The organism is Mycobacterium sp. SMC-8 (genome assembly GCF_025263565.1).
Classification (GTDB): Bacteria; Actinomycetota; Actinomycetes; order Mycobacteriales; family Mycobacteriaceae; genus Mycobacterium.
On the sequence record NZ_CP079865.1, the window covers coordinates 1,542,271 to 1,565,341 of the forward strand.

Sequence of the window (23,071 nt, forward strand, 5' to 3'; positions counted from 1 at the left end):
CTCGCAGGCCACCTCGGAAAGAGACGACACCGATGGACCACCGCCACGCTTCCGGGAGGAAGCGATCAGTGTGGCGCTACGGCGTCCCCGCCGTCTGTGCGGCCGCCGGACTGCTGCTCGGCGTGACCCACGGGGTCTCCGGCGGCGACGAGATCCGCCGCAGCGACGCCCCCCGCCTCGTGGATCTGGTTCGGGAAGCCCAGCAGTCGGTGGACCGGCGCACCGCCGACCGGGATGCGCTCGCATCACAGATCGACAACCACCACGGCGGCTCCCCGAGCGCCGATGCGGCGCTGGCGGCGATGGTCGAGCGTGCCGATGCGCTGGCCCCCCTGTCGGCGCTGACGCCGCTGCGTGGTCCGGGACTGGTGGTCACGCTCAACGACGCGCAGCGCGACGCTCAGGGGCGTTTCCCGCGGGATGCGTCGCCGGACGACCTGGTGGTGCACCAGCAGGACATTCTCGGCGTGCTCAACGCACTGTGGAGCGCCGGAGCCGAAGGCATCCAGGTTCAGGATCAGCGCATCATCGGGACCTCGGCCCCACGGTGCGTGGGCAACACCCTGCTGCTCAACGGGCGCACCTACAGTCCGCCGTACGTCATCTCGGCGATCGGGGACGCCACCGCGATGCAGACCGCGCTTGCGGAGTCACCGCTGGTCACCCTCTACAAGCGCTATGCGGTCCGGTTCGGCCTCGGATACACCGAGGAAGTCCGCGATGTTGAACTGGTCGGCCACCAGGAGTCGGTTCGCCTGCGATATGCGCAACCACTCGGCCCGCTCGGATACTGACCAGCTATAAATTCCAGATACGTAAATTTAGGCGCACTCCGCAAATCCGTGCTATATCTTTCCTGATCAACGACAAGCTGTGATCTGGGATAAGAAGGCTTATTCTCAGGCGCAGCAATCACTGACACCGCAGCTGCGCCCGCCTGAAGACACCACATCCGTCACCGGCGCGGGCGCAGTAGCTAATTGCACGCGCCGGATCGGGGGATCATGGGGAAGCACAGCGCGCCGAGAAATCGCATCGCACGAGGCAAACTGATCGCAGGTTTGGCGGCGCCGGCAGCGGTGTGCCTGTCCTGGACTCCGACCGGATCCGCGGCCACAGTGCTCGGGGTCGAAGGCACCGGACAGCCGAAGGGCACCACCCAGACCGCGTTCAACGGCGCGTTCTGCGAGCGGAACACCTGCACGTCGATCAACAACAACCGCACCCCGTTCGACGTCGCGCTGGGCTCCATCCAACTTCAGAACGCGGTTGCCGCCACGCAGGGCGACATCATCGTGATGGCGTACTCGCTCGGCGCGGCGTCGACCTACCACCGGCTGCGCGAGTGGGCCGAGAACCCGTTCACGGCGCCCGACCCGGCTCGCGTCACGATCGTCACGTTCGGTAATCCGGAGAACAGGTTCGGTGGCGACGACCGGAATCTGTTCTGGACCGGCCTTCCCAACGTGCAGCCCTACGCGCACCTCGAGGTGGCGATGCAATACGACAGCGTTGCCGACCGGCCCACGCGGTGGGGCTGGTTGTCATCGGTCAACGCGACTTTCGCCCGGCATCTGTCCTACTTCGACGACGTGGACATCAACGATCCCGACAACCTCGTCTACCGCGACGGCAACACCACGTACATGCTGATCAAGGCGGACGTGCTGCCGATGTTGAGGTGGCTGGACTGGTTCGTCGACGACGACACGATAGACCAGCTCGACGGTTTCCTGCGCCCGCTGATCGAGCGCGATTACGAGCGCCCGGCGTTCATCGAACAGGGCGAGGGCGCGGACTGGGGTACCGGAACCCCGCCGCCCAGCCTGGGCGGTCCCGGTGTCCGCAGCGGATCCGATGATGCTGAGGAGCCCGAATCAGCCCGCGGCCGTTCCGAACAGTCCGACGGAGACTCGTCGGCACTGGAGGATTCGGCGGACCCCGTGCCGGAGGAACTCAACGTCGACGAGGTGCTGGTCGAGGCCGACATCGAGCCCGTCACCGTGCTCGTCGACGACGACGTCGAGTCCGCCGGCGGCCCAGTCGACGACATCGAGGCCGAGCTTGAGTCCGCTGACCCCGAACCCGGCCTCAAAGCCGAGGCCGAGCCCGAGCCTCCTACCGACACGGCCGACGACACGTCCGAGAACGGCGACAGTGACACGGGCGACGGCGGCCGAGAGAGTGCCGCCGGCGCTGCCTGAGCGGTGGCGACGGCACGGTCGGTAACCTGTGCCAATGCAGGTCTTGGTGGTCGACAACTACGACAGCTTCGTGTTCAACCTCGTCCAGTACCTGGGCCAACTCGGGGTGGACGCGCAGGTGTGGCGTAACGACGACGACCGCCTCAGCTCCGACGCCGACATCCGTCGGGCCGCCGGCGAATTCGACGGGGTGCTGCTCAGCCCGGGACCGGGTACGCCGGAGCGGGCCGGTGCCTCGATCGCTCTGGTGCATGCGTGCGCTGCCACCGACACCCCGTTGCTGGGCGTGTGCCTTGGACATCAGGCGATCGGGGTGGCATTCGGCGGCACCGTCGACCGGGCGCCCGAACTGCTGCACGGTAAGACCAGCACGGTGCACCACACGGATCAGGGTGTGCTGTGGGGGCTGCCGAACCCGTTCACCGCGACGCGCTACCACTCGCTGACTATCCTGCCCGAGACCATGCCGGCCGAGCTGGAGGTCACCGCCAGCACCGTCGGGGTCCAGCGGAGCGGCGGGGTCGATGACGGCGGCGTCATCATGGGCGTCCGCCACCGGCAGCTGCCCATCCACGGGGTGCAGTTCCACCCGGAGTCGATCCTGACCCAGGGCGGCCACCGCATGCTGGCCAACTGGCTGGGCTACTGCGGACAAGCCCCGGCGGAGTCGCTCGTGCGCGCCCTCGAGGACGAGGTCGCCGACGCCGTCGCGGCCGCTACGACGCGAAGTTCAGCGTAATCCGGCCGCCGAAGTTCACCGCGGTGCCTGGGGACGGGCTCTGGGATACCACCGCGTTGGTGCGCTGACCGCTGTTGGGCACGTCGGCGCCCTTGTCGAGCACCCCGGTCCAGCCCAGTGCGCGCAGCCGCGGTTCGGCGTCGGCCCAGAACTGGCCGGTGAGGTCCGGCATCACGAACTGGTTGCCGCGCGAGACCTGGATCTGGATCACCGAATCCTGCGGGACGGTCTGACCGGCGGCCGGCTCGAGCCCGACCACCTGACCCGCCGAGACCGTGCTGTCCACCTCGACCGGGACCGCCTTGGTGAACCCGGAGGCCGACAGCACCTGCTGACAGGTCTGGACGGTCTGGCCGACGCACTCGGGGATCAGCGCCGTGGCCGGGCCCTTGCCCACCACGATGGTGATCTCGTTGGTGATCGCCGAGGTCTGATTGGCCGGCGGCACCGTGGACAGCACCCGGTCCTTCTGCTCGGGCAGCGACGCCGACGTCGTCTGCCGGAACCGTTCGAACCCGGCATCGGTGAGCCGGCGCACCGCCTCGGTGTAGCTGAGGCCGGACACGTCGGGCACCTCGCGCTGTTCCGGACCGGTCGACACGTTCAGCGTGATCTCCTCGCCGGCGTCCACCTCGGTGTTCGCGTCGGGCTCGGTGTTGATCACATGGTCCGGCGGTACCTCCGAATCAGGTTTCTGCTGGGTCCGGATCGAGAAACCACGGTTCTGCAGCGTCGCGATCGCGTCGGCGGAGGCCTGACCGCTGACGTCCGGGACCTGGACGGCACGGGTCTCACCGCCGAAGGTGTTGATGCCGATGGTCACCAGGACCGTCAGCAGGGCGAGCACCGCCACCGCGATCAGCCAGCGGCCCAGGGAACCGCGGCGTGCGCCGTCGTCGTACTGCGCCGGGAGGTCAGGCCCGGGGTCGGCCGGTTCGGCGCGGTGACGGGCCGGGCCCGCGGCGAGCAGCGACGTCCGCTCGGCGTCGGTGAACACCTTCGGTGCGTCCGGCGTCTCCCCGCTGTGCACCCGCACCAGATCGGAGCGCATCTCCGCGGCCGTCTGATACCGGTTGTCGGGATTCTTGGCCAGCGCCTTGAGCACCACCGCGTCCAGTTCGGGGGAGATGCCGCTGTGCCGCTGCGACGGCGGCACCGGATCCTCCCGGACGTGCTGATAGGCCACCGCGACCGGCGAATCCCCGACGAACGGCGGTTCGCCGGTGAGGACCTCGTACAACACGCAGCCCAGTGAGTACACATCCGAGCGGGCGTCGACCTTGACGCCGCGGGCCTGTTCGGGCGACAGGTACTGCGCGGTGCCGATCACCGCCGCGGTCTGGGTGACCGGGTTGCCGGCGTCGGCCAGCGCCCGGGCGATGCCGAAGTCCATGACCTTCACCGCGCCGGCCTTGCTGATCATGATGTTCGCGGGTTTGACGTCGCGGTGGATGATGCCGTGCTGGTGGCTGAAGTTCAGCGCCTGGCAGGCGTCGGCGATCACCTCGATGGCCCGCTGAGGCGGCATCGGTCCGTCGCTGTGCACGATGTCGCGCAGCGTCACACCGTCGACGTACTCCATCACGATGTAGGGCAGCGGCCCGGTCGGGGTTTCGGCCTCACCGGTGTCGTAGACCGCGACGATGGCGGGGTGGTTCAGCGCGGCGGCGTTCTGCGCCTCGCGCCGGAACCGCAGATAGAAGCTGGGATCGCGGGCCAGGTCGGCGCGCAACACCTTGATGGCGACGTCACGGTGTAGGCGCAGGTCACGGGCGAGGTGGACCTCGGACATACCGCCGAAGCCCAGGATCTCGCCGACTTCATAGCGGTCGGACAGGTGCTTGGGGGTCGTCATCGCAACTTCTGTTCTGGAACGTGCAGGGTCACCTGATGGGGCGGGCTGTCAACAGCCCGGGATACCCACAATCGATCCGGTTCATGATCGCCCAGCGTGGCAGGCGCGGCGCCCGGCGTCTCCGGCGGCGTCTCGGTCTGGCTGGACGGGGTCTCGGTGATGGTCGTCGGCGGTGGCCGGTCCTTGCGGTCCTGGGCGTTGAGGACGATCAGGATCGCGATGACGATCGCCAGCGTGCCGAGCACACCCGCCGCCCACAGCAGCGCCCGCTGCCCGGACGAGAAGGTGCTGCGGGCCGGCGGAGCCGAGCGGTGGTGGCTGCCGGTGGTGCGGGCGCGCGACGTCGGGGCCGGGGCACGGCCGGTGGTGTCGGCGACGGGGCGCGGCGCGATCGCCGGTGGCACCGCGGTGGGCGCGGCGCGCCCGATCGACGGTGCGGCGTTGGGCCGGGGAGGCCGTCGACCCGCGCGCACGGCCGCGACGGCGTCGGCGAACGGACCGCCCGACTTGTAGCGCATGCCGGGGTTCTTGACCAGTGTGATCTCGATGAGCTCGCGCACGTTGGGCGGCAGATCGGCCGGCAGCGGGGGAGGGGTCTCCTTGATGTGCTTCATCGCGACGGTCAGCGCACCGTCACCGGTGAACGGCCGCTTACCCGAAACCGCTTCGTAGCCAACGACTCCCAGCGAGTACACGTCACTGGCCGCGGTGGCGTCGTGGCCGAGGGCCTGCTCGGGCGCGATGTACTGGGCGGTGCCCATGACCATGCCGGTCTGGGTGACCGGCGCCGCGTCGACGGCCTTCGCGATGCCGAAGTCGGTGAGCTTGACCTGCCCGGTAGGCGTGATCAGGATGTTGCCCGGCTTGACGTCGCGGTGCACCAGACCGGCGGAGTGGGCGACCTGCAGCGCTCGCCCGGTCTGCTCCAGCATGTCCAGTGCGTGACGCAGTGACAGCCGGCCGGTGCGCTTGATCACCGAGTTCAACGGCTCCCCGTTGACCAGTTCCATGACCAGGTAGGCGGTGCGGCCCTCGCCGTCGATATCGGTTTCGCCGTAGTCGTACACCCCGGCGATGCCGGGATGGTTGAGCATCGCGACGGTGCGCGCCTCGGCGCGGAACCGTTCGACGAACTCGGCGTCCGTCGAGTACTCCGCCTTGAGAACCTTGATCGCGACACGGCGGCCCAGACGTGAGTCCACGCCCTCCCAGACCTGACCCATGCCGCCGGTGGCGATGAGCCGCTGCAGCCGGTACCGGCCGGATAGCGTGACGCCGACGCGGGGGCTCATTTCTCGCCTCCGGCGAGGTGACTCATTGGCCCGCCTCCGGCGAGGTGGCTCATTGGCGCGCCTCCGGCGAGGTGGCTCATGAGGCCTCCCTCAGCGCCGCGGCGATCGTCGCCCGGCCGATCGGGGCGGCGAGTGCGCCGCCCGTCGCGGACAGGCGGTTGCCGCCGTTCTCGACAAGCACCGCGACCGCGACTTTGGGTGCCTGAGCGGGCGCGAAAGCGATGTACCAGGCATGCGGCGGCGTATTGCGCGGATCCGTGCCGTGCTCCGCGGTGCCGGTCTTGGATGCGATCTGCACGCCGGCGATGGCTCCCTTCTGCTGAGTCACCTGCTCGGCGGCGACCATCAAGTCCGTAAGTGTATCCGCGACCTGCTCGGTGACCGCCCGCCGCTCTTGGGTGGGGGCGGTGGTGGCGATGTTCGCCAGGTCCGGACCCCGCAGGCTTTCCACCAGGTAGGGACGCATCGTCACCCCTTTGTTCGCGACGGTCGCGGCGATCATCGCGTTCTGCAACGGCGTCAGTGCGACGTCGCGCTGCCCGATGCTGGACATCCCGAGCGCCGCGTCGTCGTCGATGGGGCCGACGGTGGATTCGGCCACCTGCAGCGGGATCGCCGGCGCATCCTCGCCGACGCCGAACGCGCCGGCGGTGCTGCGCAACTGGTCGGCGCCGGTGTCGATGCCGAGCTGGACGAACGCGGTGTTGCAGGAGTTGGCGAACGCGTTCCGCAGTGAGGTGGTCGGGCCCGCGCCGCAGGGCGTGCCGCCGAAATTCTCCAGCGTCGCCGTGCTGTCCGGCAGCGGGATCTGCGGGGCCGCGGTCAGCTGCGTGTCCGGGGTGGCGCCGGCCTGCAGTGCTGCGGCGGTGGTGATCACCTTGAACGTCGACCCAGGCGGGTAGGTCTCGGCGATCGCACGGTTGAGCAGCGGTGACTGCGGGTCGTCACGCAGCTGCTGCCACGTCTCGGCCTGTTCGGCGACGTCGTGGGTGGCCAGCAGGTTCGGGTCATACGACGGCGCCGAGACCAGTGCCAGGATCTTGCCGGTCGACGGCTCCAACGCCACCACCGAGCCGGTGCACGGTCCGTCGCAGCCCTTCTCCATCGCGTCCCAGGCGGCCTGCTGCACCTGCGGGTTGATGGTGGTGGACACATTGCCGCCGCGGGGGTCGCGGCCGGTGAAGAAGTCGGCCAGACGCCGCCCGAACAGCCGCTCGTCGGAACCGTTGAGCACGCTGTCCTCGGCACGTTCCAGCCCGGTGCTGGAGTAGCTCAGCGAGTAGAAACCGGTGACAGGGGCGTAGGTCATCGGGTTGGGGTAGACGCGCAGGAACCGGAACCGGCCTTCGGTCGACACCGAGTAGGCGAGCAGCTGCCCGCCCGCGGTGATCTGGCCGCGCTGGCGGGAGTACTCGTCGAGCAACACCCGCTGGTTGCGCGGATCGGCGCGCAGACCGTCGGCGGTGAACACCTGGGTCAGGGTGGCGTTGGCGAGCAGCAGCACGACCAGACCCATGATCATGACGGAGATGCGGCGCAGCGAGGTGTTCATACTTTCTGGATCACCTCGGTGCTGGCTGCCGCGATGTTGCCCGGCGGCAGCGGCCTGGCGCCGATCGGGCGCCGGGCGGTGTGCGAGATGCAGACCAGGATGGCCAGCAGCAGATAGTTGGCCACCAGCGACGAGCCGCCGTAGGACATCCACGGTGTGGTCAGGCCGGTCAGCGGGATCAGCTTGGTGACGCCGCCGACGACGATGAACAGCTGGATCGCGAGGGTGGCGGCCAGGCCGGCGGCGAGCAGCTTGCCGAAGCTGTCACGCACCGCGATGGCGGTGCGCAGCCCGCGGACGATCACGATGGTGTAGAGCATCAGCACAGCTGAAAGGCCGACCAGCCCAAGCTCTTCGCCGATCGCGGCGATGATGAAGTCGGTGGACGCGGCCGGTACCGTCCCCGGCTGGCCGTTACCCAGCCCGGTGCCGAAGATGCCGCCGGTGGCGAAGCTGAACAGCGACTGCACCATCTGGTAGCCGGCGCCGTCGGGGTCGGCGAACGGGTCGCGCCAGGTCTGCACCCGTACCCGGACGTGGTCGAAAGCGTAGTAGGCGACCACACTTCCGGCGGCGAACAGCGCCAACCCGAGCACCACCCAGCTGAACCGCTCGGTCGCGATGTAGACCATCACCAGGAACGACGCGTACAGCAGCAGCGAGGTCCCGAGGTCCTTCTCGAAGATCATCACGCCGATCGAGGCGATCCACGCCGCCAGCAGCGGGGCCAGGTCGCGGGGCCGAGGCAGATCCATGCCCAGGACATGCTTTCCGGCACTGGTGAACAGGTCGCGCTTGGACACCAGCACTGAGGCGAAGAAGATCAGCAGCAGGATCTTGGAGAACTCGGCGGGCTGAATCGAGAAGCCCTCGAACTGAATCCAGATCTTGGCGCCATTCTGTTCGGACATCGAGCGGGGGAGCACCGCCGGAATGGCCAGCAGCACAAGGCCGGTCAGCCCGCACACGTAGCCGTACCGGGACAGCATGCGGTGATCGCGCAGGAAGATCACGACAGCGGAGAAGCCGAGCACCCCGGCCAGCGTCCACAGCATCTGCTGGTTGGCGGTGCCGCCCAGCCCCTGGGCGGTGGTTTCGCCCTCGGCGAGGTCGAGCCGGTGAATCATGACCAGCCCCAAGCCGTTCAGCAGTGCGACCACCGGAAGCAGCAGCGGGTCGGCGTACGGGGCGAAGCGGCGCACGGCCAGGTGAGCGCCGGTGAACAGCGCCAGATAGGCCACCGTGTACTGGGCCAGGTCCCAGCGCAGCCCCTGCTCCTGGTTCGCCTCGACGAGCAGCAGCGCGATCGTGGTGATCAGCGCGGCGAACGCGAGCAGGAACAGCTCGGCGTTGCGGCGGTTCGGCAGCGCAGGCGTCACCGCGACGGCGGGCTGCGGCTGGGTCGTCATGAGATTTCCCGGCAGTTCGTTCCCGGTTCAGGCGGTGGCGGCGGCAGTGCGGTCACCGTCGGCAACGGGGCCGAGGGTGACGGCGACGGCGGCGCGGGAGACGGCGACGGCGGCGCGGGAGCGGAACCGGTGACCGTGCGCGGTGTTTCGGGTGCTGGGCTGGTGCGGGGTGCGGGGCTGGTGGTCTGCGGCGCGCCGGAGGTCGGCGACGGTCCCGAGGTCGGGGCGGGTCGCGGCGACGGGGCCGGCGGCCGGGTGGTCGGCGCCGGGGGAGCGCACACCGGCAACACGGAACTGCGGGACAGCTCCTCGATCTGGCGGATGGCTTCGTCGAGCGATCCCGACGGCAGTCCGGCGATCACCTGCGCGCGTTCGGAGGGCCGCATGTCGTCGACGCCGAGCAGTCGGCAGTCCAGGTTGTCGCGGGATTGGTCGGCGCTGATGAGGGAGAGTTCGTTGCGGGCGTTCAGGCATCCCAGGAGGTAGGGCTCCTGGAGGGAGTAGCCGAGAAAGGAGCCCTGAACACCCCGCATGATGGAGACGGTGCCCGCGTTCTCGCTGACGTAGTAGTTGTTGCGCACGATCTCGCGTGCGACGGCGAGGCCGGCCAGGACCACGAGAATCAGCACCGCCGCGGCGATGAACATGCGGCGCCTGGAGCGGGGACGCGGCGGCGGTTCTTCCGGCTGCGGCACAACGCGTTTGGCTTCATTGCGTTTTGGATTGAACGCCGACGCGCGGCCCGCGGCGGTGTTCGGAGGCGCGCTCTGGTCGTCGTCGCCGGACACCGCGCCCGCCAGGATGGGCTGGGTCTGGCCGTAGTCATAGTCGACGACGTCGGCGACCACCACGGTCACGTTGTCGGGTCCGCCGCCGCGCAGCGCCAATTCGATGAGGCGATCCGCACTTTCGGCGACGTCCTCGATCTGCAGAGCCTCGGCGATGGTGTCGTGGCTGACCGGATCCGACAGGCCGTCCGAGCACAGCAGGTACCGGTCGCCGGCGCGCGCCTCGCGCATGATCAGCGTCGGCTCGACCTCGTGGCCCGTCAGCGCCCGCATGATCAGGGACCGCTGCGGGTGGCTGTGCGCCTCCTCGGCGGTGATCCGGCCCTCGTCCACCAGGGTCTGGACGAAGGTGTCGTCCTTGGTGATCTGGGTCAGCTCACCGTCGCGCAGCAGGTATCCCCGCGAGTCGCCGATGTGCACAAGACCAAGCCGGTTGCCCGCGAACAGGATTGCGGTGAGCGTGGTGCCCATGCCCTCGAGTTCGGGATCGGCCTCGACGTGCGCGGCGATCGCCGAGTTGCCTTCGCGCACCGCGGCATCGAGCTTGCTGAGCAGATCGCCGCCGGGTTCGTCGTCGTCAAGGTGAGCGAGCGCGGCGATCACCAGTTGGGAGGCCACCTCGCCGGCGGCGTGGCCGCCCATGCCGTCGGCCAGCGCGAGCAGGCGCGCACCGGCGTAGACCGAGTCTTCGTTGTTGGCGCGCACCAACCCCCGGTCGCTGCGGGCCGCGTATCGAAGGACGAGCGTCACGGGCGCAGCTCGATCACCGTCTTGCCGATTCGCACCGGTGTGCCCATCGGAACTCGTACCGCTGTCGTCACCTTCGCCCTGTCGAGGTATGTACCGTTTGTTGATCCTAGGTCCTCTACATACCATTCCGGACCGCGTGGCGAGAGCCTGGCGTGGCGGGTCGAGGCGTAGTCGTCGGTGAGCACAAGCGTCGAGTCATCGGCGCGACCGATCAGCACCGGCTGCGTGCCCAGCGGAATGCGGGTGCCGGCCAGCGCTCCCTCGGTCACCACCAGCTGCCGGGGCACATGCCTGCGGGTGCGGTTGGGAAGCAGCGAACCCCGCAACGGAAGCCCGCGCCGTACCATCACCGCACCGGTCGGGGCGTAGATGTCGGTGCGCAGGATGCGCAGCACCGACCAGATGAACAGCCAGAGCAGTAGAAGGAAGCCGACACGGGTCAGCTGCAGTACCAGGCCCTGCATCTGACGTCCTCTCCGTCTCCGCCCTATCGGCACCGCCACCATACGTGGGCGTCGATCGGCGTGAGCACCACGCGACCGCGTCCCCCGAGCGGCTTGACCTCAGTGGACGCGGACGATGATCTCGGAGTGGCCGAGCCGGATGACGTCGCCGTCGGCCAGCTGCCACTCCTGGACCGGTGCGTTGTTCACCGTCGTGCCGTTGGTGGAGTTGAGGTCCGACAATAGCGCGACCTGACCGTCCCAGCGGATCTCCAGGTGACGACGCGACACACCCGTGTCGGGCAACCGGAACTGGGCATCCTGGCCACGGCCGATCACATTGGCGCCTTCACGCAGCTGGTAGGTACGCCCGCTGCCGTCGTCGAGCTGCAGCGTGACGGTCGCACCGGCGGCCGGGTAGTCGCTCTGGGCGCCGTATCCGCCGTAGCCGCCGGCCTGCCCGTAACCCTGGTCGCCGTAGCCGGCGGACTCACCGTAGCCCTGGTCGGCGTAACCGGCCGGGGCCTCGCCGTAGCGACCGTAATCGGGCTGCCCGTAATCCTGGCCGCCATAGGACTGCTGACCGCCGCCGTAACCGCCCTGATCGGGGTAGCCACCCTGATCGGGGTAGGACGGCCGGCTCTGCGGGCCGTACCCGCCGTCATCGGGGCGACGGCCGTAGTTGTAGTCGCCCGACGGCGGCGGTCCGTAGCCGGGCTGGCCGCCGGGGGGCGGGCCGTATCCGGGAGGTGCCTGCCGGTAGCCCTGATCCGGGTAGCCCGGAGGCGGGCCGTAACCGGCCGGCGGACGCTGCTCATAGGACTGCGGAGGGTAGCCGCCCTGCTCCGGGTAGCCCCCTTGATCCGGGTAGCCACCGTGCTCGGGGTAACCGCCGCGGGGCGGGTAGCCCTGATCCGGGGCCGGGTAGCCCTGATCCTGGGCGGGGTAGCCGCCCTGATCCGGGTGGCCGGGGCCCTGGTCGCTCTGGGGGTAGCCGCCGCGCTGCTCGTCCGGACGGTTGTAGCGGTCGTCTTCGGGACGGTTGTAGTAGTCGTCCGCGGGCCGACCCGGTCCTTGGCCGCCGCGGTAAGTCGGGTTGTCGGTCATCGGTGGTACTCCTGGTTCTGCCTGGGACGTGACGTCTCGTGGGGGTGGAGCGGGTTCGACTGTGGTCGCGTCTGGATTGACCGCGGCACGCGCGCGAAACTGTCCGGTGTGCAGGTTGGGTGACTGCTCGAATCTGACGACCACATCACCATACGTTTGCCATCCCTGCTCATGGATGTATCCCTCCAAGTGCTTGGCGAACGTGGTCGCGGTGATGTCCGGATCGGCACTCACCTCTCGGTAGTCAGGCACACTGAGGGTAATGACGTAATCGTTCGGGGCCAAAATGCGTCCACCATGCAGTTCGCGGGCGCCGGCGTCGGCCTCCCGGCGCAGCAGCGACTCCACTTCCTGCGGAACGATCGATCCGCCGAAGACCCGGGCAAAGGCATCACCGACCTTGTCCTCGAGCTTGCGCTCGAAGCGGCCGACCAACCCCATCTCCCCGCTCGCCTCCCTTGCCGTGATGCGCTGGTATTACCCGCGCAGTGACGCCGCCAGCGTGTCGGCTGGTGGCGATGCCTGCATGCATGGTAAGCGCCATCTGGGGCGATGCGTGACCAACAGAACTGTGAGAATCGCATCGGCGCAGGTCACAGTTTCGCTACGGCCCGTTTTGGAGTTCACGGGGGTGGCCCAGTACGGTTGGGAGGCCGGGACGCCTGCGTGATAGGCTCCCTCGGTCATTCGGGCGAGTGGCGGAATGGCAGACGCGCTGGCTTCAGGTGCCAGTGTCCTTCGGGACGTGGGGGTTCAAGTCCCCCTTCGCCCACCACGAGCGGTTCTACGAACTGCAGGCATAAAGGTCACGATCCAGAAATGGGTCGTGACCTTTGTTTTTGTGTGGGCAGCCTCGAAGGAGTGCGCCTGATCCACAGATGCGGGAGTTAGAGGCGCAAGTCCCCGGGAAGCTTGTGAACCGCCAGTTCGACAGTTCGGACTTTGACTTGTTGGAAATGGCGTCTGGGGATTGAGCCTTCAACCATTTCCCAATTGCTGCTGTCCTCGGCCGTCGGTCGTGCCGGCGCGGGGGGTCCATGCCGGCGGCGTGTTCGGCGAAGGCCTCGTTGTCGGACACGACGAGTACCTTGACGCCCGCACGATGTGCGCCCACCTGGTCGTCTACTCAAACGTCCGGTCGGCGGGTTACGGGGATTGGAGTCAGGTGCGGAAGCGATGCAAGAAGAGGGGGCCCAAAGGCGCTCCTCGTCGAAGGCAGCTTGATCCACTTGGTCTCAGACAAGACGGCGGTCCTGCCAGATTCGAAAAAGGCGATCTCGCCGATATGGTCAGCGATATAAGCCTTTTCGCCGGTTGTAAGTCAGTTGCCGCGGTGCGGACCATTTTGCGCGAACAGATCCAGCTTGAGGTCGATGCGATGGCGGCTCTGGTACGAGACGCCGACGCGTTCGACGTCATTGAGCTGATGCGACTACGTGAACTCGGTGTGGCTCCCAAGCTGCGCCCGGTGGCAGCGCGCTTGTCATCGAGATCGTGGCCGCCGTGTTGCTTTCTCGGGGATCTCGGAAACCGAGCGCACTTCCGCGCGACGAAACCAGACCCCACGTGGCTGTGAACGAGTTACATCAGCGCGCCTTGCGCTTGATGCGGCTTGCGCAGGCGCGCCAACTCGCCGAGGCGGCCTTGAACGGTGACCCTCTCTCGATGCTCGCCGCCGAGTATCAAGGCGCGGTCATGGGCATCCGCAACTTGCAGTACAGCAGCGTTCGGGATGCGCACGAAGCTCGGCTCTTCGACAACGAGCGGGCGGCTAGCCTCATGCAAAAACACTTGGGATACACCTACCCGCAGGTCGTCGCAGTTCGTGAAGGCATCAGGGAGGTGTCATCGCAGCGGATGACTGAGCTCCGGAATGGAACCGCGGAGATCATGTTGCGCAACCAGGGCGTTCCGCCAGGCCAGATACCAGCAGCCGAAGCGGAGGAAGTGGTGTCGCAAATGGTTGCTCTGATGTTTCTGCCGGGAGATCGGGCCACGATTTCCGCGAACGACGTTGCGCCCTTGGCAGGTGTCGACGATGAGACGGCGCTTGCTGTCTTGACTTCGTTCTCTCAGTTCTTCGACTCAGCGATATCTGCGACGGACCGTATCTACGACATGCTGGTCGGGACGAATCCGTTCTTGGGCACGCCGCTCGTTTCCGACGGTGCCGGCCACTTTGTATCGACGTCAAATGAGGTGGGAAACGACTCGTTGCGGAGGATCTTCGAGAAGGCGCTCACTTCGAACGGTAAGGATTTCACCGCGTACGACCAGAAAATTCGCGTCGCAATGAGCGAGCAGATCGCGCTCGACGGGCTCGCGTCGATTCTTGAGACCGCCCCGTCGCACACTGCATTCAAGTACTTTGCACCCGAAAAAAACGAGGAAATCGGCCAGCTTGGGTCCGGGTGTGCGAACCCCGCCGCGGTCGGCAAGCAAGTTGAAGGCGATGGCCTCTTCATCATCGACGACGTTGCGATCGTCGTGGAGACGAAAGGCAAGTCGATGGCCGAGCAGTCGCGACGAGGAGACGTCACACGACTTTCGCGCGATCTCGCCGCAACCATCGGCGACGCTTGTGAACAGGCTAAACGGATCGAACGTCTCATCGAAATCAACCGGGGCATCTGGCTCGCCGACAAGAGCTGGCTGGACTTGTCGCAAATCCGGGAGGTCCGTTGCGTGGCGGCGCTTCTAGACGATGTCGGCCCACTGGGTACCGCGATCGGTCGACTGCAGCAGGCCGGAATTGTGGGCGAGGACAAACCCCCATGGATCACCTCGCTGCACGACCTCACTACCATCGCCGCCGTTTGCGATCGACCTGCAGAGTTCTTGCACTACCTCAGGGTTCGAACGGACAGTCCGGTCACCACTCACTTCTGGGCACTTGACGAACTTGACCTTTACATGACCTTCCTCCAAGGAGATCTCTGGGTCGACGCTGATGAGGAAGACGCCGTCAACATGGTCGACGACCATTGCGTCGAGCTCAACGCATGGATGGATCGGCACGAACACGAGGGGACCGAATTACCCGAGAAGCCGTCATTCAACGCCGTCCCAGCGATGCTGGAGCTCGTTGACGCGATCGCCGCCTTACGCCAACCAGGGTGGCTGCGCTGCGGGGCCGACCTTCTCTCGTTGGCGGGCGAGGCGCAACAACAGCTGCTCGACATGATCGTTGAACTTGGCCGTCGGACCGAGGATGACAGCGACGAACACCACGGGGCCTTCTCATTCGAGAGCACGTGGGAGCGTCCAGCCTTCTTCCTATCGATCTGTCCGAATGGAATGGAAATCGACGATGTTGAGGCGCAACTCTTCGCATATATGCGAGCGAAGTCCACGCAGATCGGGTCCGAGCGCTCCTACGGCCTCATATTCGACACCCACCAACAATTGAGACGGTTTCTCTACTTGTAGGCTATTTCTGGCGCGGCCCTTCGAAGTACACACTGCCTAACCTCGACGTTTCGTGAAATAGGCTGTTGACACGACCTGTAATGCACGGAAGTGCCTGTCCTGTTTGAGAAAATGTGACTTGTCTAGGGTCCATGTTCACAAAGCGGGAAGGCACTCCGTAGGTGAAGCGTAGCGCGGTTCGTTCTCTGCTGGTGGATTCAGGTCGCGAGTCGTTGGTCTCGTCGGCCGGCGGGCTGCTGTTGGCTCGGACGCTGCACGTCTCGGGACTGGAAAAGGCCATGTCAGAGGTCTTGAAGCGGTGGCGGGCACCACGAACCCTGCACGACCCGGCCAAGGTGCTCACCGATGTCGCGATCGCGGTGGCACTCGGCGGTGACTGTGCCGCCGATATCGCGGTGGTGCGTGCTCAGCCCGAGCTGTTCGGGGCGGTGGCCTCCGATGCCACCGTGTCACGTCTGATCGCCACGCTGGCCGGCGACGTCGATGCCGCCGTTGCGGCGATCCGCGCGGCCCGGGCAGCAGCCCGCGCGCACATATGGCGGCGCCAGCAACCGCTGGCCGGTACCTCAGGCAGCCAGGTCATCGTCGATCTGGACGCCACCCTGGTGACCGCCCACAGCGACAAACAGGGCGCCACCCCAACCTTCAAGTACGGATACGGGTTTCATCCCATGCTCGCCTTCGTCGACCACGGCAGCCACGGATCCGGTGAAGCCCTGGTCGGGTTGCTGCGACCCGGCTCAGCCGGCTCCAACAGCGCTGCTGACCACATCAGTGTCCTGGATGCCGCGTTGGCCCAACTGCCCGAACCCGAACGGGCCCGGGTGCTGGTGCGCACCGACACCGGTGGCGGGGTCAAGGACTTCCTGCACCACATCACCGACCTGGGACTGCAGTACTCAGTCGGGTTCTACGGCATGCCCCCGATCGTCGAAGCGCTGCGCCGGGTCCCGCGGCGGGCGTGGCGGGCTGCCCTCGACGGCGACGGCACACCACGCGAGGGCGCCCAGGTCGCTGAGTTGACCCGCTACCTGCCCGACACGCTGAAAGGCTGGCCGGCAGGGATGCGGGTCATCGCCCGCCGAGAACGTCCCCATCCCGGCGCGCAGTTGCGCCTGACCGATGACAACGGGTGGCGGATCACGTGCTTTGCGACCAACACCCGCGGTTGGTCGATCTGCGATCTCGAAGTCCGGCACCGTCAACGCGCCCGCGCGGAAGACCGCATCCGCAACCTCAAAGACACCGGACTGACCAACCTGCCGTTTCACGGGTTCGCCCAGAATCAGATCTGGCTGGAGATCACCCTGCTGGCCGCTGACCTGCTGGTCTGGACCCAAGTCCTGGCCTTCACCGGCCACCCGGCCAGAGGCTGGGAACCCAAACGACTACGCCTGCGCCTGCTTGCCGTCGCCGGACGCATCATCACCTCAGGGCGTCGCCGCTACCTACGGCTGCCAAGAGGCTGGCCGTGGAGCGACCTCATCGAATTCGGCTGGACCGCACTGCAACCCACCTAAAACACAGAAACCATTCCGACGAGCAAAGGACCCAGGAGCACCGGCGAGACGCAACGCCGGAACCCCAGGCCGCCCACGTCAGAACCGCCCACCCACGCCACGAAAAGACCTCAACTACCCGCCACGTGAAAGATCGAGGCTAATGGGAGTCGACCAGCGAGTCTTCACCCGATAGCGATCTGTTGAGGGGACGCTGGTCACCGAGCCGCTGGCCGGTGAGCACTGTGCACGCCCTGAGGCGCTTTTCGACTTCTAGGGCTAGATCGTGCCCCGGCCGGTCGGTGAGGTCACCTATAGCGCTGATGGGGTGTCGTGCTTCGAGCACTGATCCATTAGGTTGCCGCCGGGTGTCCTTCGGCTCGAACAGGTTTCACCCGATATCGAGCAGGGAGGCGAGTTGACGATCTTCGTTGGAGACGATTGGGCCGAGGACCACCACGACATACATTTGATGGACGCCGACGGGATCACGCTGGCATCGCGTCGGCTCCCGGAGGGACTTGCCGGGATCGGTGGGTTCCACGAACTGGTGGCCACCCACGCCGACGAACCTGACCAGGTGGTGATCGGCATCGAAACCGACCGCGGCTTGTGGGTCGAAGCGCTGGCCGGAGCCGGTTACCAGGTGTTCGCCGTCAACCCGCTCGCGGTGGCCCGCTACCGCGACCGCCACCAGGTATCGGGCGCGAAGTCCGATGCCGCCGACGCCAAGGTGTTGGCCGATCTGGTGCGCACCGACCGCCACAACCACCGTCCGATCGCCGGGGACACCCCCGACGTGGAGGCGATCAAGGTGCTGGCCCGGACCCATCAGAACCTGATCTGGGCGCGCAACCGCAACACCAACGCACTGCGCTCGGCGCTGCGGGAGTACTACCCGGGCGCGTTGGAGGCCTTCGACTCGCTGTCTGACCGCGATGCCCTGGCCATCCTGGGTCGCGCATTCACCCCGGCCGACGCCGCCCGCTTGAGCGTCTCCAAGATCCGATCGGCACTCAAAGCCGCGGGCCGACAACGCAACCTCGACGCCAGAGCGCTGGAGATTCAAACCGCCCTGCGCACCGAGCACCTCGCCGCCCCGCCCGCGGTCACCGCCGCGTTCGGGGCGAGCACCCGCGCAGCGGTCGCCATCATCGCCGAGATCAACCATCAGATCGCCGCCCTCGAGACCGAACTGGCGACACATTTTGAGACACACCCGGACGCCGACATCTACCTCTCCCTGCCAGGACTCGGTGTCATCCTCGGCGCCCGGGTGCTCGGTGAGTTCGGGGACGACCCGAACCGCTACACCACCGGCAAGTCTCGCAAAAACTACGCCGGAACCTCACCACTAACCGTCGCGTCGGGCAAGAAACGCGCCGTGCTGGCCCGCCACGTCCGCAACCGCCGCCTCTACGACGCGATCGACCAATGGGCCTTCTGCGCCCTGACCAACAGTCCCGGTGCCCGCACGTTCTATGACCAGCACCGCGCCGCCGGCGATACCCACCACCAAGCCTTACGCGCCCTCGGTAACCGCCTCGTCGGCATCCTGCACGGCTGCCTGCGCCACCACACCGCCTACGACGAACACAAAGCCTGGGCACACCGCCAGCCCACCCCAGATACCCAAGCCGCTTGACAACCTACGGTCCTGGGATGTCTAGCCCCGCCGCAACACTTCGGTTCGCCAACAAACAAGATCTTTTCGCGAGCAGCCTGCCCACGGGTTACGCAGACCAGTGCGTGTTTGTCGGGGGCATGCGGTAGGAGACGTATGTGGATGTCGAAGACACAGCGCCAGAGGCCCGCAGTACCCAATTCGAGTCAGCATGGTCAGCATTCGACGACGCGACACGTGCAGCAGAACGCATGGCGAGCACGTGGAACGATCTGGTCGCGACGGATCTGTTCAGAGCCAACGTTCACGTCGATGGCGCCGGAAATGGACGTGTCGACGTCCTAATTGATGAATACGAGGGTCACCGACTCCGCGACTTGGAGCTGCATACCCGCGCGTTCGTCGATGCGCTGATGACGAGCGCACGCGAAGCACTGCGCGCCACCGAGCAGATTGTCTCAGGCCCGTTGGGCCCACCCCAGATCGAGCACCTCCCGCTTTTCGGTACAGAATCTGAATTTCTTGCGTTCGTTGAGTCGGGAGCATTGTCGGGGCTGCGACCTGATCAGATCCAATTGATCGAACAGTTCCAGCCCTACTACTGGGCTGATGCCATCAAACCAGCTCATCAACGATTCGGCGTAGTCGTGACGCGCCTGTACGGCCTCGCGACGCCCGCACAACCGGAAGCCCGTCCCCTAGCGGCGTTTTGGGTCCAGTCCGCGCTCCCCGCCTTGGAAATAGATCCACCGGCGATAGTCACTCAGTTGCAAACCTACCCCGATGGGGTGCTCGTCGATTCGCATCTGGTCGCCACGTTCCGTGTGCCTCCGGGTACCTCGCCGCAGTGCACCCCCAATATCGCCATTGATGCCATCCTCAATACCGAGCCCTGGCCCGACAGCCCCGACGACAACATGAGTGTCCAATGCCGCGAACTCCTACGAGCGATTCATGAGCTCATCGTGGCCTTCGAGCGTTCAGTGGGGCTCCGGGCACCGCTCAATGATGGCCACTTTCGGCTTATCCCAGCCGAAGACGATCCCCTGTGGGCGCGAGTAGACACAAGCGATAACCCTGATGTCGAGGCAGGCCTTGCTCGATCCGACATTGGTCTCGCAACCTATCGTTCAGGGGACGACCTCATCATGCTGGTTCAGCGACCCGACGACGTCTATGGACGAATAGTCCCGATGGCCGGCGATCTCGATCCGGCCGCAAATCGTGGTGTAGCGGCCGAGGATGCGAGTCGTGACTCAGCGGCCCAATGGGGCCTTCCGGATTTCGTCTTCAGGCCTGAAACAGTTCAACGTGGCAGTGCTACAAGAGAAGTCGGCGACGGAACCGTCATCAGCGGTGCTCGCGGACTAGCCATTCAAGTGAAGGCGAGGACCAACGCGGCCACAACTGACGATCGTGAGCGCAAATGGATCGCCAAGAAGGCCAAGGAAGGAGCGCGGCAGGCAAGCGGATCCGTCAGGACAGTTCAGCGCGGACCCATTGCGCATACAAACGCACGCGGTCGGTCAATCACCGTCGACGGTAATGCGATTCAGTGGGTCGGCGTGGTGATCATCGACCATGACACACCCCCAGACAACGTGTCCGCCTATTCAGAAACGGTGCCGATCCCCTACGTCGTCATCCTGAGGAGAGAATGGGAGTTTCTGTTCGATCAACTGCGTTCGACGACCGCCGTCGTGGACTACCTGCATCGCATCGCCGGGCATGTTGTAGCGCCTGGCAAGCACGCCACTCATTACTACGAGCTAGCACTTGCCGACGAACGGACGCCACCGGACTTCGAACGATCTGGCATCCCGGCCTGCCTCAACGACCCGGAGCTTCGCACCTCACGACCGACACTGCCACTTGAACCGGCAAGCGCAGCAGACGAATACGGGGTGCGAATGTATCGCCAGATCCTCGAAGACGTTGCGGAAAGCCGACGGGTCGGCGACGAGGCAGACCGCTTGTTTGTACTGCACCTGCTCGACAAGCTTTACGTAGCCGAGCGCGCCGTTGTTGGCCGACTGCTGTTGACCAACATGAGCAAAGCACCCCGGGTCGACATCGGCACCACCCGTTGGGATTTTCGACGCTATCTACTCGGCGAGACCGACCTTTGTTGGCCGTCGCTCAGGATGCAGACGATGGCGTCACTGTGGATGCAGACGTGATTTCGGGGGTCGGTCTGCATTGTGACGGGGTAATCGTCGCGGCGACGCGGTGGTCGTCATGGTGACGACTGTCGGCAGGCATGGTGATGACGCCCCCGGCGGCAGCGCGGGGACGTCGGAGGGTCAGCCGGGTGGCGCCAGAAGGCGGCCGCGGGTGTACATCCCGATCAGGGTCCACGGCGGCTCACCGAGGGCGTAGCGGCGGCGGTCCCAGTAGGCCGCTGCCGACAACAGCGACAGCGCGTGGTGCAACATGTTCCCTCGGTAGCGCAGCGCGGTGAACGTGTCGGGGTCCAGGGCGAGCAGCTGCTCGGTCCCGTCGCGTGCGAGACGGTCCAGGTGCTCTGGCCCGAGTTGGGTCATTTGGCTTAGTGCCTTGAATTCTCGGCGTTCAGTGCGTTGAGGATTGCGTTGACCTCGGTGTTTAGGGCTGGCGGGTAGGTGGCGATGACGCCGTTGAGGTCGATGGTGGCTGATCGCAGGGGTTTGAGGGTGCGTAGGAATCGGCGCAGTGACAGGCCGGTGCGGGTCTGGACTTCGCGGCTGACGGCCAGGGCGGTGAACACGATGGTCAGGTGGGCTTCGATGGCGTCGCGGGTGCGGGCGAACATGGGCCGGGCAGCGAGGTCGGATTTGGACATCCGGAAGGACGCCTCGACGTGCCAGAGGTCGTGGTAGCTGGCGACCACTTCGGTCGCGGGCATCAGTGCGGCGTCGATGTTGGTGACGTAGCCCTTGAGCCCGACCAAGCGGCGGGCGCGCTGCAACGACGCCTCGTCAAATTCTTGGGAACCGTTGCAGTTCTTGATGAACCGCGGTACCCGCGCGGCTTTCTCGCCGGCGACGACCGCGCGGGCCTTGTTCTCCTGCAGGTTGAGCGTCTTGGTGTCGCGCACCGCGCGTTTGGTCGAGTACGCCCACACCGCCCGCCAGGACTTGGTGTGGGTCGCCGGATCCCAGACGGGCTCGGCTTTGCGCTTGGGGTCGCTGGTCTTGGTCGCGGTGCCGCGTCGATCGCGTGGGGTGATGGTGTCGATGATCTGGCCATCGGTGAAGAAGTCGCCGTGCCAATGGAAGTGCGAGGCCAGATCGTTGGGCGCTTTGGTAACCCTCGATCCGACGATGAACCGCAACCCTGCCTCATCAAGTTCGCGCAGATTGCCGCTGGCCAGCATGCCCGCATCAGCGACGACGACAATGTCGGTGATCTCGTGGCGGGCTTGGAATGCCTTCACGATCGGCACGATCGTCAGAGTTTCGGCCTTGTTTCCTTCGAAACAGCCGATTTCCAAGGGGAATTCGCACCGATCGACCAGCAGCCCGACCACGATCTGCGGGTCCACTCGGCGTTCCTTGGAGTACCCCACGCGGCGTAGGTCGTCTTCCTTGTCGGCCTCGAAATACAGGGTCGTGACGTCGTAAAGCACCAGGCTGACATCACCGGCGGTGCGGGCGTGGGCGAAACACGCTGCGGCGATCTGGTCGCGGTAACCACCACCGCGGGCACGGCGCAGGGTGCGCTTGCGGGTCGACAGTGACGCTGAGGTACGTCCCAGCTCGGCGAGGACCCGATCGGCGTCGAGCAGGCTGGTCGGCTCGACCACCCGGGCGATGACCAGGTCACGGAAGACCTCATCGCCGACCGCGTCGTCGAACCCCAGGCTGGCATACACCTGCGCCAGGGCGTCATACAGCAGCCCGCTGCAGCTCTTGAGCACCCGCGGCCGCACCACCAACTCCCGTACTGCGGATTCTCCAGCATCCTCGGTGAACAGCATGCCAGCTGGCGGTGGAACCATATGGGCTCGAACGGCTTTCGGCGTGATCCCCAGATCCAACTCGCCTTGGGTGTCATCGGCCAACAGCCGGCGGGCCTCCTCGAGCAGCAGACCCAGCTCGGCGTCATCACGCGCAGAGCCCACATGGCGCACGATCCGGCGGCGGCCATCGACGGATTCGGCGATCTGGACCGCGGTCGCGCCCGAGGCCGTGCGCACCCGCCGAATCCACACCATCCAGGCAGCCTACTGACCCAAATTAGTGCCTAGCACGGGCACTAAGCCTGGATACACCGATCGGCGGTTGGTGTGGGGTTGAATCTGGTTGTGAGGCTTTGAGCTGATGTATAGGTCCCAGTGGGCGTGGCTGATCGCCCGATCTCGGTATCGGGTTGTTCCTGTTGGTGTTTCGCGTCGAAGGC

16 protein-coding genes and 1 tRNA gene are annotated in these 23,071 nt (G+C 66.3%); 8 read left to right on the forward strand and 9 right to left on the reverse strand.

Annotation, left to right across the window (positions count from 1 at the left end; translation table 11 throughout):
• The first annotated feature begins 32 nt into the window (after nucleotides 1-32).
• The 3 genes from KXD97_RS07580 (at nucleotide 33) to KXD97_RS07590 (ending at nucleotide 2,943) form a co-directional block, all read left to right on the forward strand.
• The gene (locus KXD97_RS07580; RefSeq protein WP_260756137.1) at nucleotides 33-794 is read left to right on the forward strand and encodes a DUF881 domain-containing protein; all 762 of its coding nucleotides are present in this window, start codon (nucleotides 33-35) and stop codon (nucleotides 792-794) included.
• A 210-nt stretch (nucleotides 795-1,004) separates the two neighbouring features.
• Entirely contained in the window at nucleotides 1,005-2,204 is a 1,200-nt protein-coding gene (locus tag KXD97_RS07585; protein ID WP_260756138.1) for a PE-PPE domain-containing protein, read from the forward strand.
• Nucleotides 2,205-2,238: 34 nt separating this feature from the next.
• On the forward strand, nucleotides 2,239-2,943 hold the full coding sequence (locus tag KXD97_RS07590; RefSeq protein ID WP_260756139.1) for an aminodeoxychorismate/anthranilate synthase component II: 705 nt from the start codon (nucleotides 2,239-2,241) through the stop codon (nucleotides 2,941-2,943).
• On the opposite strand, the gene pknB is transcribed toward KXD97_RS07590, so the two are convergent.
• The 7 genes from pknB to KXD97_RS07625 all read right to left on the reverse strand — a co-directional run bounded on the left by pknB (nucleotide 2,921) and on the right by KXD97_RS07625 (nucleotide 12,580).
• A complete protein-coding gene (gene pknB, locus KXD97_RS07595; RefSeq protein ID WP_260756140.1) occupies nucleotides 2,921-4,798 on the reverse strand; it encodes a Stk1 family PASTA domain-containing Ser/Thr kinase in 1,878 nt (625 codons plus the stop codon). The two genes, KXD97_RS07590 and pknB, sit on opposite strands and share 23 nt — an antisense overlap.
• The gene (locus KXD97_RS07600; protein WP_260756141.1) at nucleotides 4,795-6,090 is read right to left on the reverse strand and encodes a protein kinase domain-containing protein; all 1,296 of its coding nucleotides are present in this window, start codon (nucleotides 6,088-6,090) and stop codon (nucleotides 4,795-4,797) included. Before KXD97_RS07600 ends, pknB begins: the two co-directional genes overlap by 4 nt.
• Nucleotides 6,091-6,166: 76 nt before the next feature.
• Entirely contained in the window at nucleotides 6,167-7,642 is a 1,476-nt protein-coding gene (gene pbpA / locus KXD97_RS07605) for a D,D-transpeptidase PbpA (RefSeq protein WP_260756142.1), read from the reverse strand.
• Nucleotides 7,639-9,051 carry an FtsW/RodA/SpoVE family cell cycle protein gene (locus KXD97_RS07610; protein WP_260756143.1) on the reverse strand — a complete coding sequence of 471 codons (1,413 nt, stop codon included), beginning with the start codon at nucleotides 9,049-9,051 and terminating at the stop codon, nucleotides 7,639-7,641. The genes pbpA and KXD97_RS07610 overlap by 4 nt, the downstream gene beginning before the upstream one ends.
• Nucleotides 9,048-10,589, reverse strand: coding sequence for a PP2C family serine/threonine-protein phosphatase (locus tag KXD97_RS07615; RefSeq protein ID WP_260756144.1), 1,542 nt, complete (start codon nucleotides 10,587-10,589; stop codon nucleotides 9,048-9,050). The genes KXD97_RS07610 and KXD97_RS07615 overlap by 4 nt, the downstream gene beginning before the upstream one ends.
• Complete coding sequence (locus KXD97_RS07620) at nucleotides 10,586-11,053, reverse strand: FHA domain-containing protein (protein WP_260756145.1); 468 nt, start codon at nucleotides 11,051-11,053, stop codon at nucleotides 10,586-10,588. Before KXD97_RS07620 ends, KXD97_RS07615 begins: the two co-directional genes overlap by 4 nt.
• A gap of 99 nt (nucleotides 11,054-11,152) precedes the next feature.
• The gene (locus KXD97_RS07625) at nucleotides 11,153-12,580 is read right to left on the reverse strand and encodes a DUF3662 and FHA domain-containing protein (protein WP_260756146.1); all 1,428 of its coding nucleotides are present in this window, start codon (nucleotides 12,578-12,580) and stop codon (nucleotides 11,153-11,155) included.
• Nucleotides 12,581-12,828: 248 nt separating this feature from the next.
• On the opposite strand from KXD97_RS07625, the gene KXD97_RS07630 reads away from it, so the two are divergent.
• From KXD97_RS07630 to KXD97_RS07650, 5 genes are all read left to right on the forward strand, one after another.
• A tRNA-Leu gene (locus KXD97_RS07630) sits at nucleotides 12,829-12,914 on the forward strand.
• A gap of 791 nt (nucleotides 12,915-13,705) precedes the next feature.
• Complete coding sequence (locus KXD97_RS07635; protein ID WP_260756147.1) at nucleotides 13,706-15,568, forward strand: hypothetical protein; 1,863 nt, start codon at nucleotides 13,706-13,708, stop codon at nucleotides 15,566-15,568.
• A 161-nt stretch (nucleotides 15,569-15,729) separates the two neighbouring features.
• Nucleotides 15,730-17,088 carry an IS1380 family transposase gene (locus tag KXD97_RS07640; RefSeq protein ID WP_313901315.1) on the forward strand — a complete coding sequence of 453 codons (1,359 nt, stop codon included), beginning with the start codon at nucleotides 15,730-15,732 and terminating at the stop codon, nucleotides 17,086-17,088.
• Between the two features lie 397 nt (nucleotides 17,089-17,485).
• Complete coding sequence (locus KXD97_RS07645) at nucleotides 17,486-18,712, forward strand: IS110 family transposase (RefSeq protein WP_396884798.1); 1,227 nt, start codon at nucleotides 17,486-17,488, stop codon at nucleotides 18,710-18,712.
• 137 nt (nucleotides 18,713-18,849) lie between these two features.
• Nucleotides 18,850-20,871, forward strand: coding sequence for a hypothetical protein (locus KXD97_RS07650; protein ID WP_260756148.1), 2,022 nt, complete (start codon nucleotides 18,850-18,852; stop codon nucleotides 20,869-20,871).
• Nucleotides 20,872-20,994: 123 nt separating this feature from the next.
• Here KXD97_RS07650 and KXD97_RS07655 read toward each other — a convergent pair whose 3' ends face one another.
• Together KXD97_RS07655 and KXD97_RS07660 are read right to left on the reverse strand one after the other, a co-directional pair.
• Nucleotides 20,995-21,234 (reverse strand): hypothetical protein, encoded by a 240-nt coding sequence (locus KXD97_RS07655; protein WP_260756149.1) that lies wholly within the window; start codon nucleotides 21,232-21,234, stop codon nucleotides 20,995-20,997.
• 5 nt (nucleotides 21,235-21,239) lie between these two features.
• Complete coding sequence (locus KXD97_RS07660) at nucleotides 21,240-22,886, reverse strand: IS1634 family transposase (protein WP_260756150.1); 1,647 nt, start codon at nucleotides 22,884-22,886, stop codon at nucleotides 21,240-21,242.
• Nucleotides 22,887-23,071: the final 185 nt, after the last annotated feature.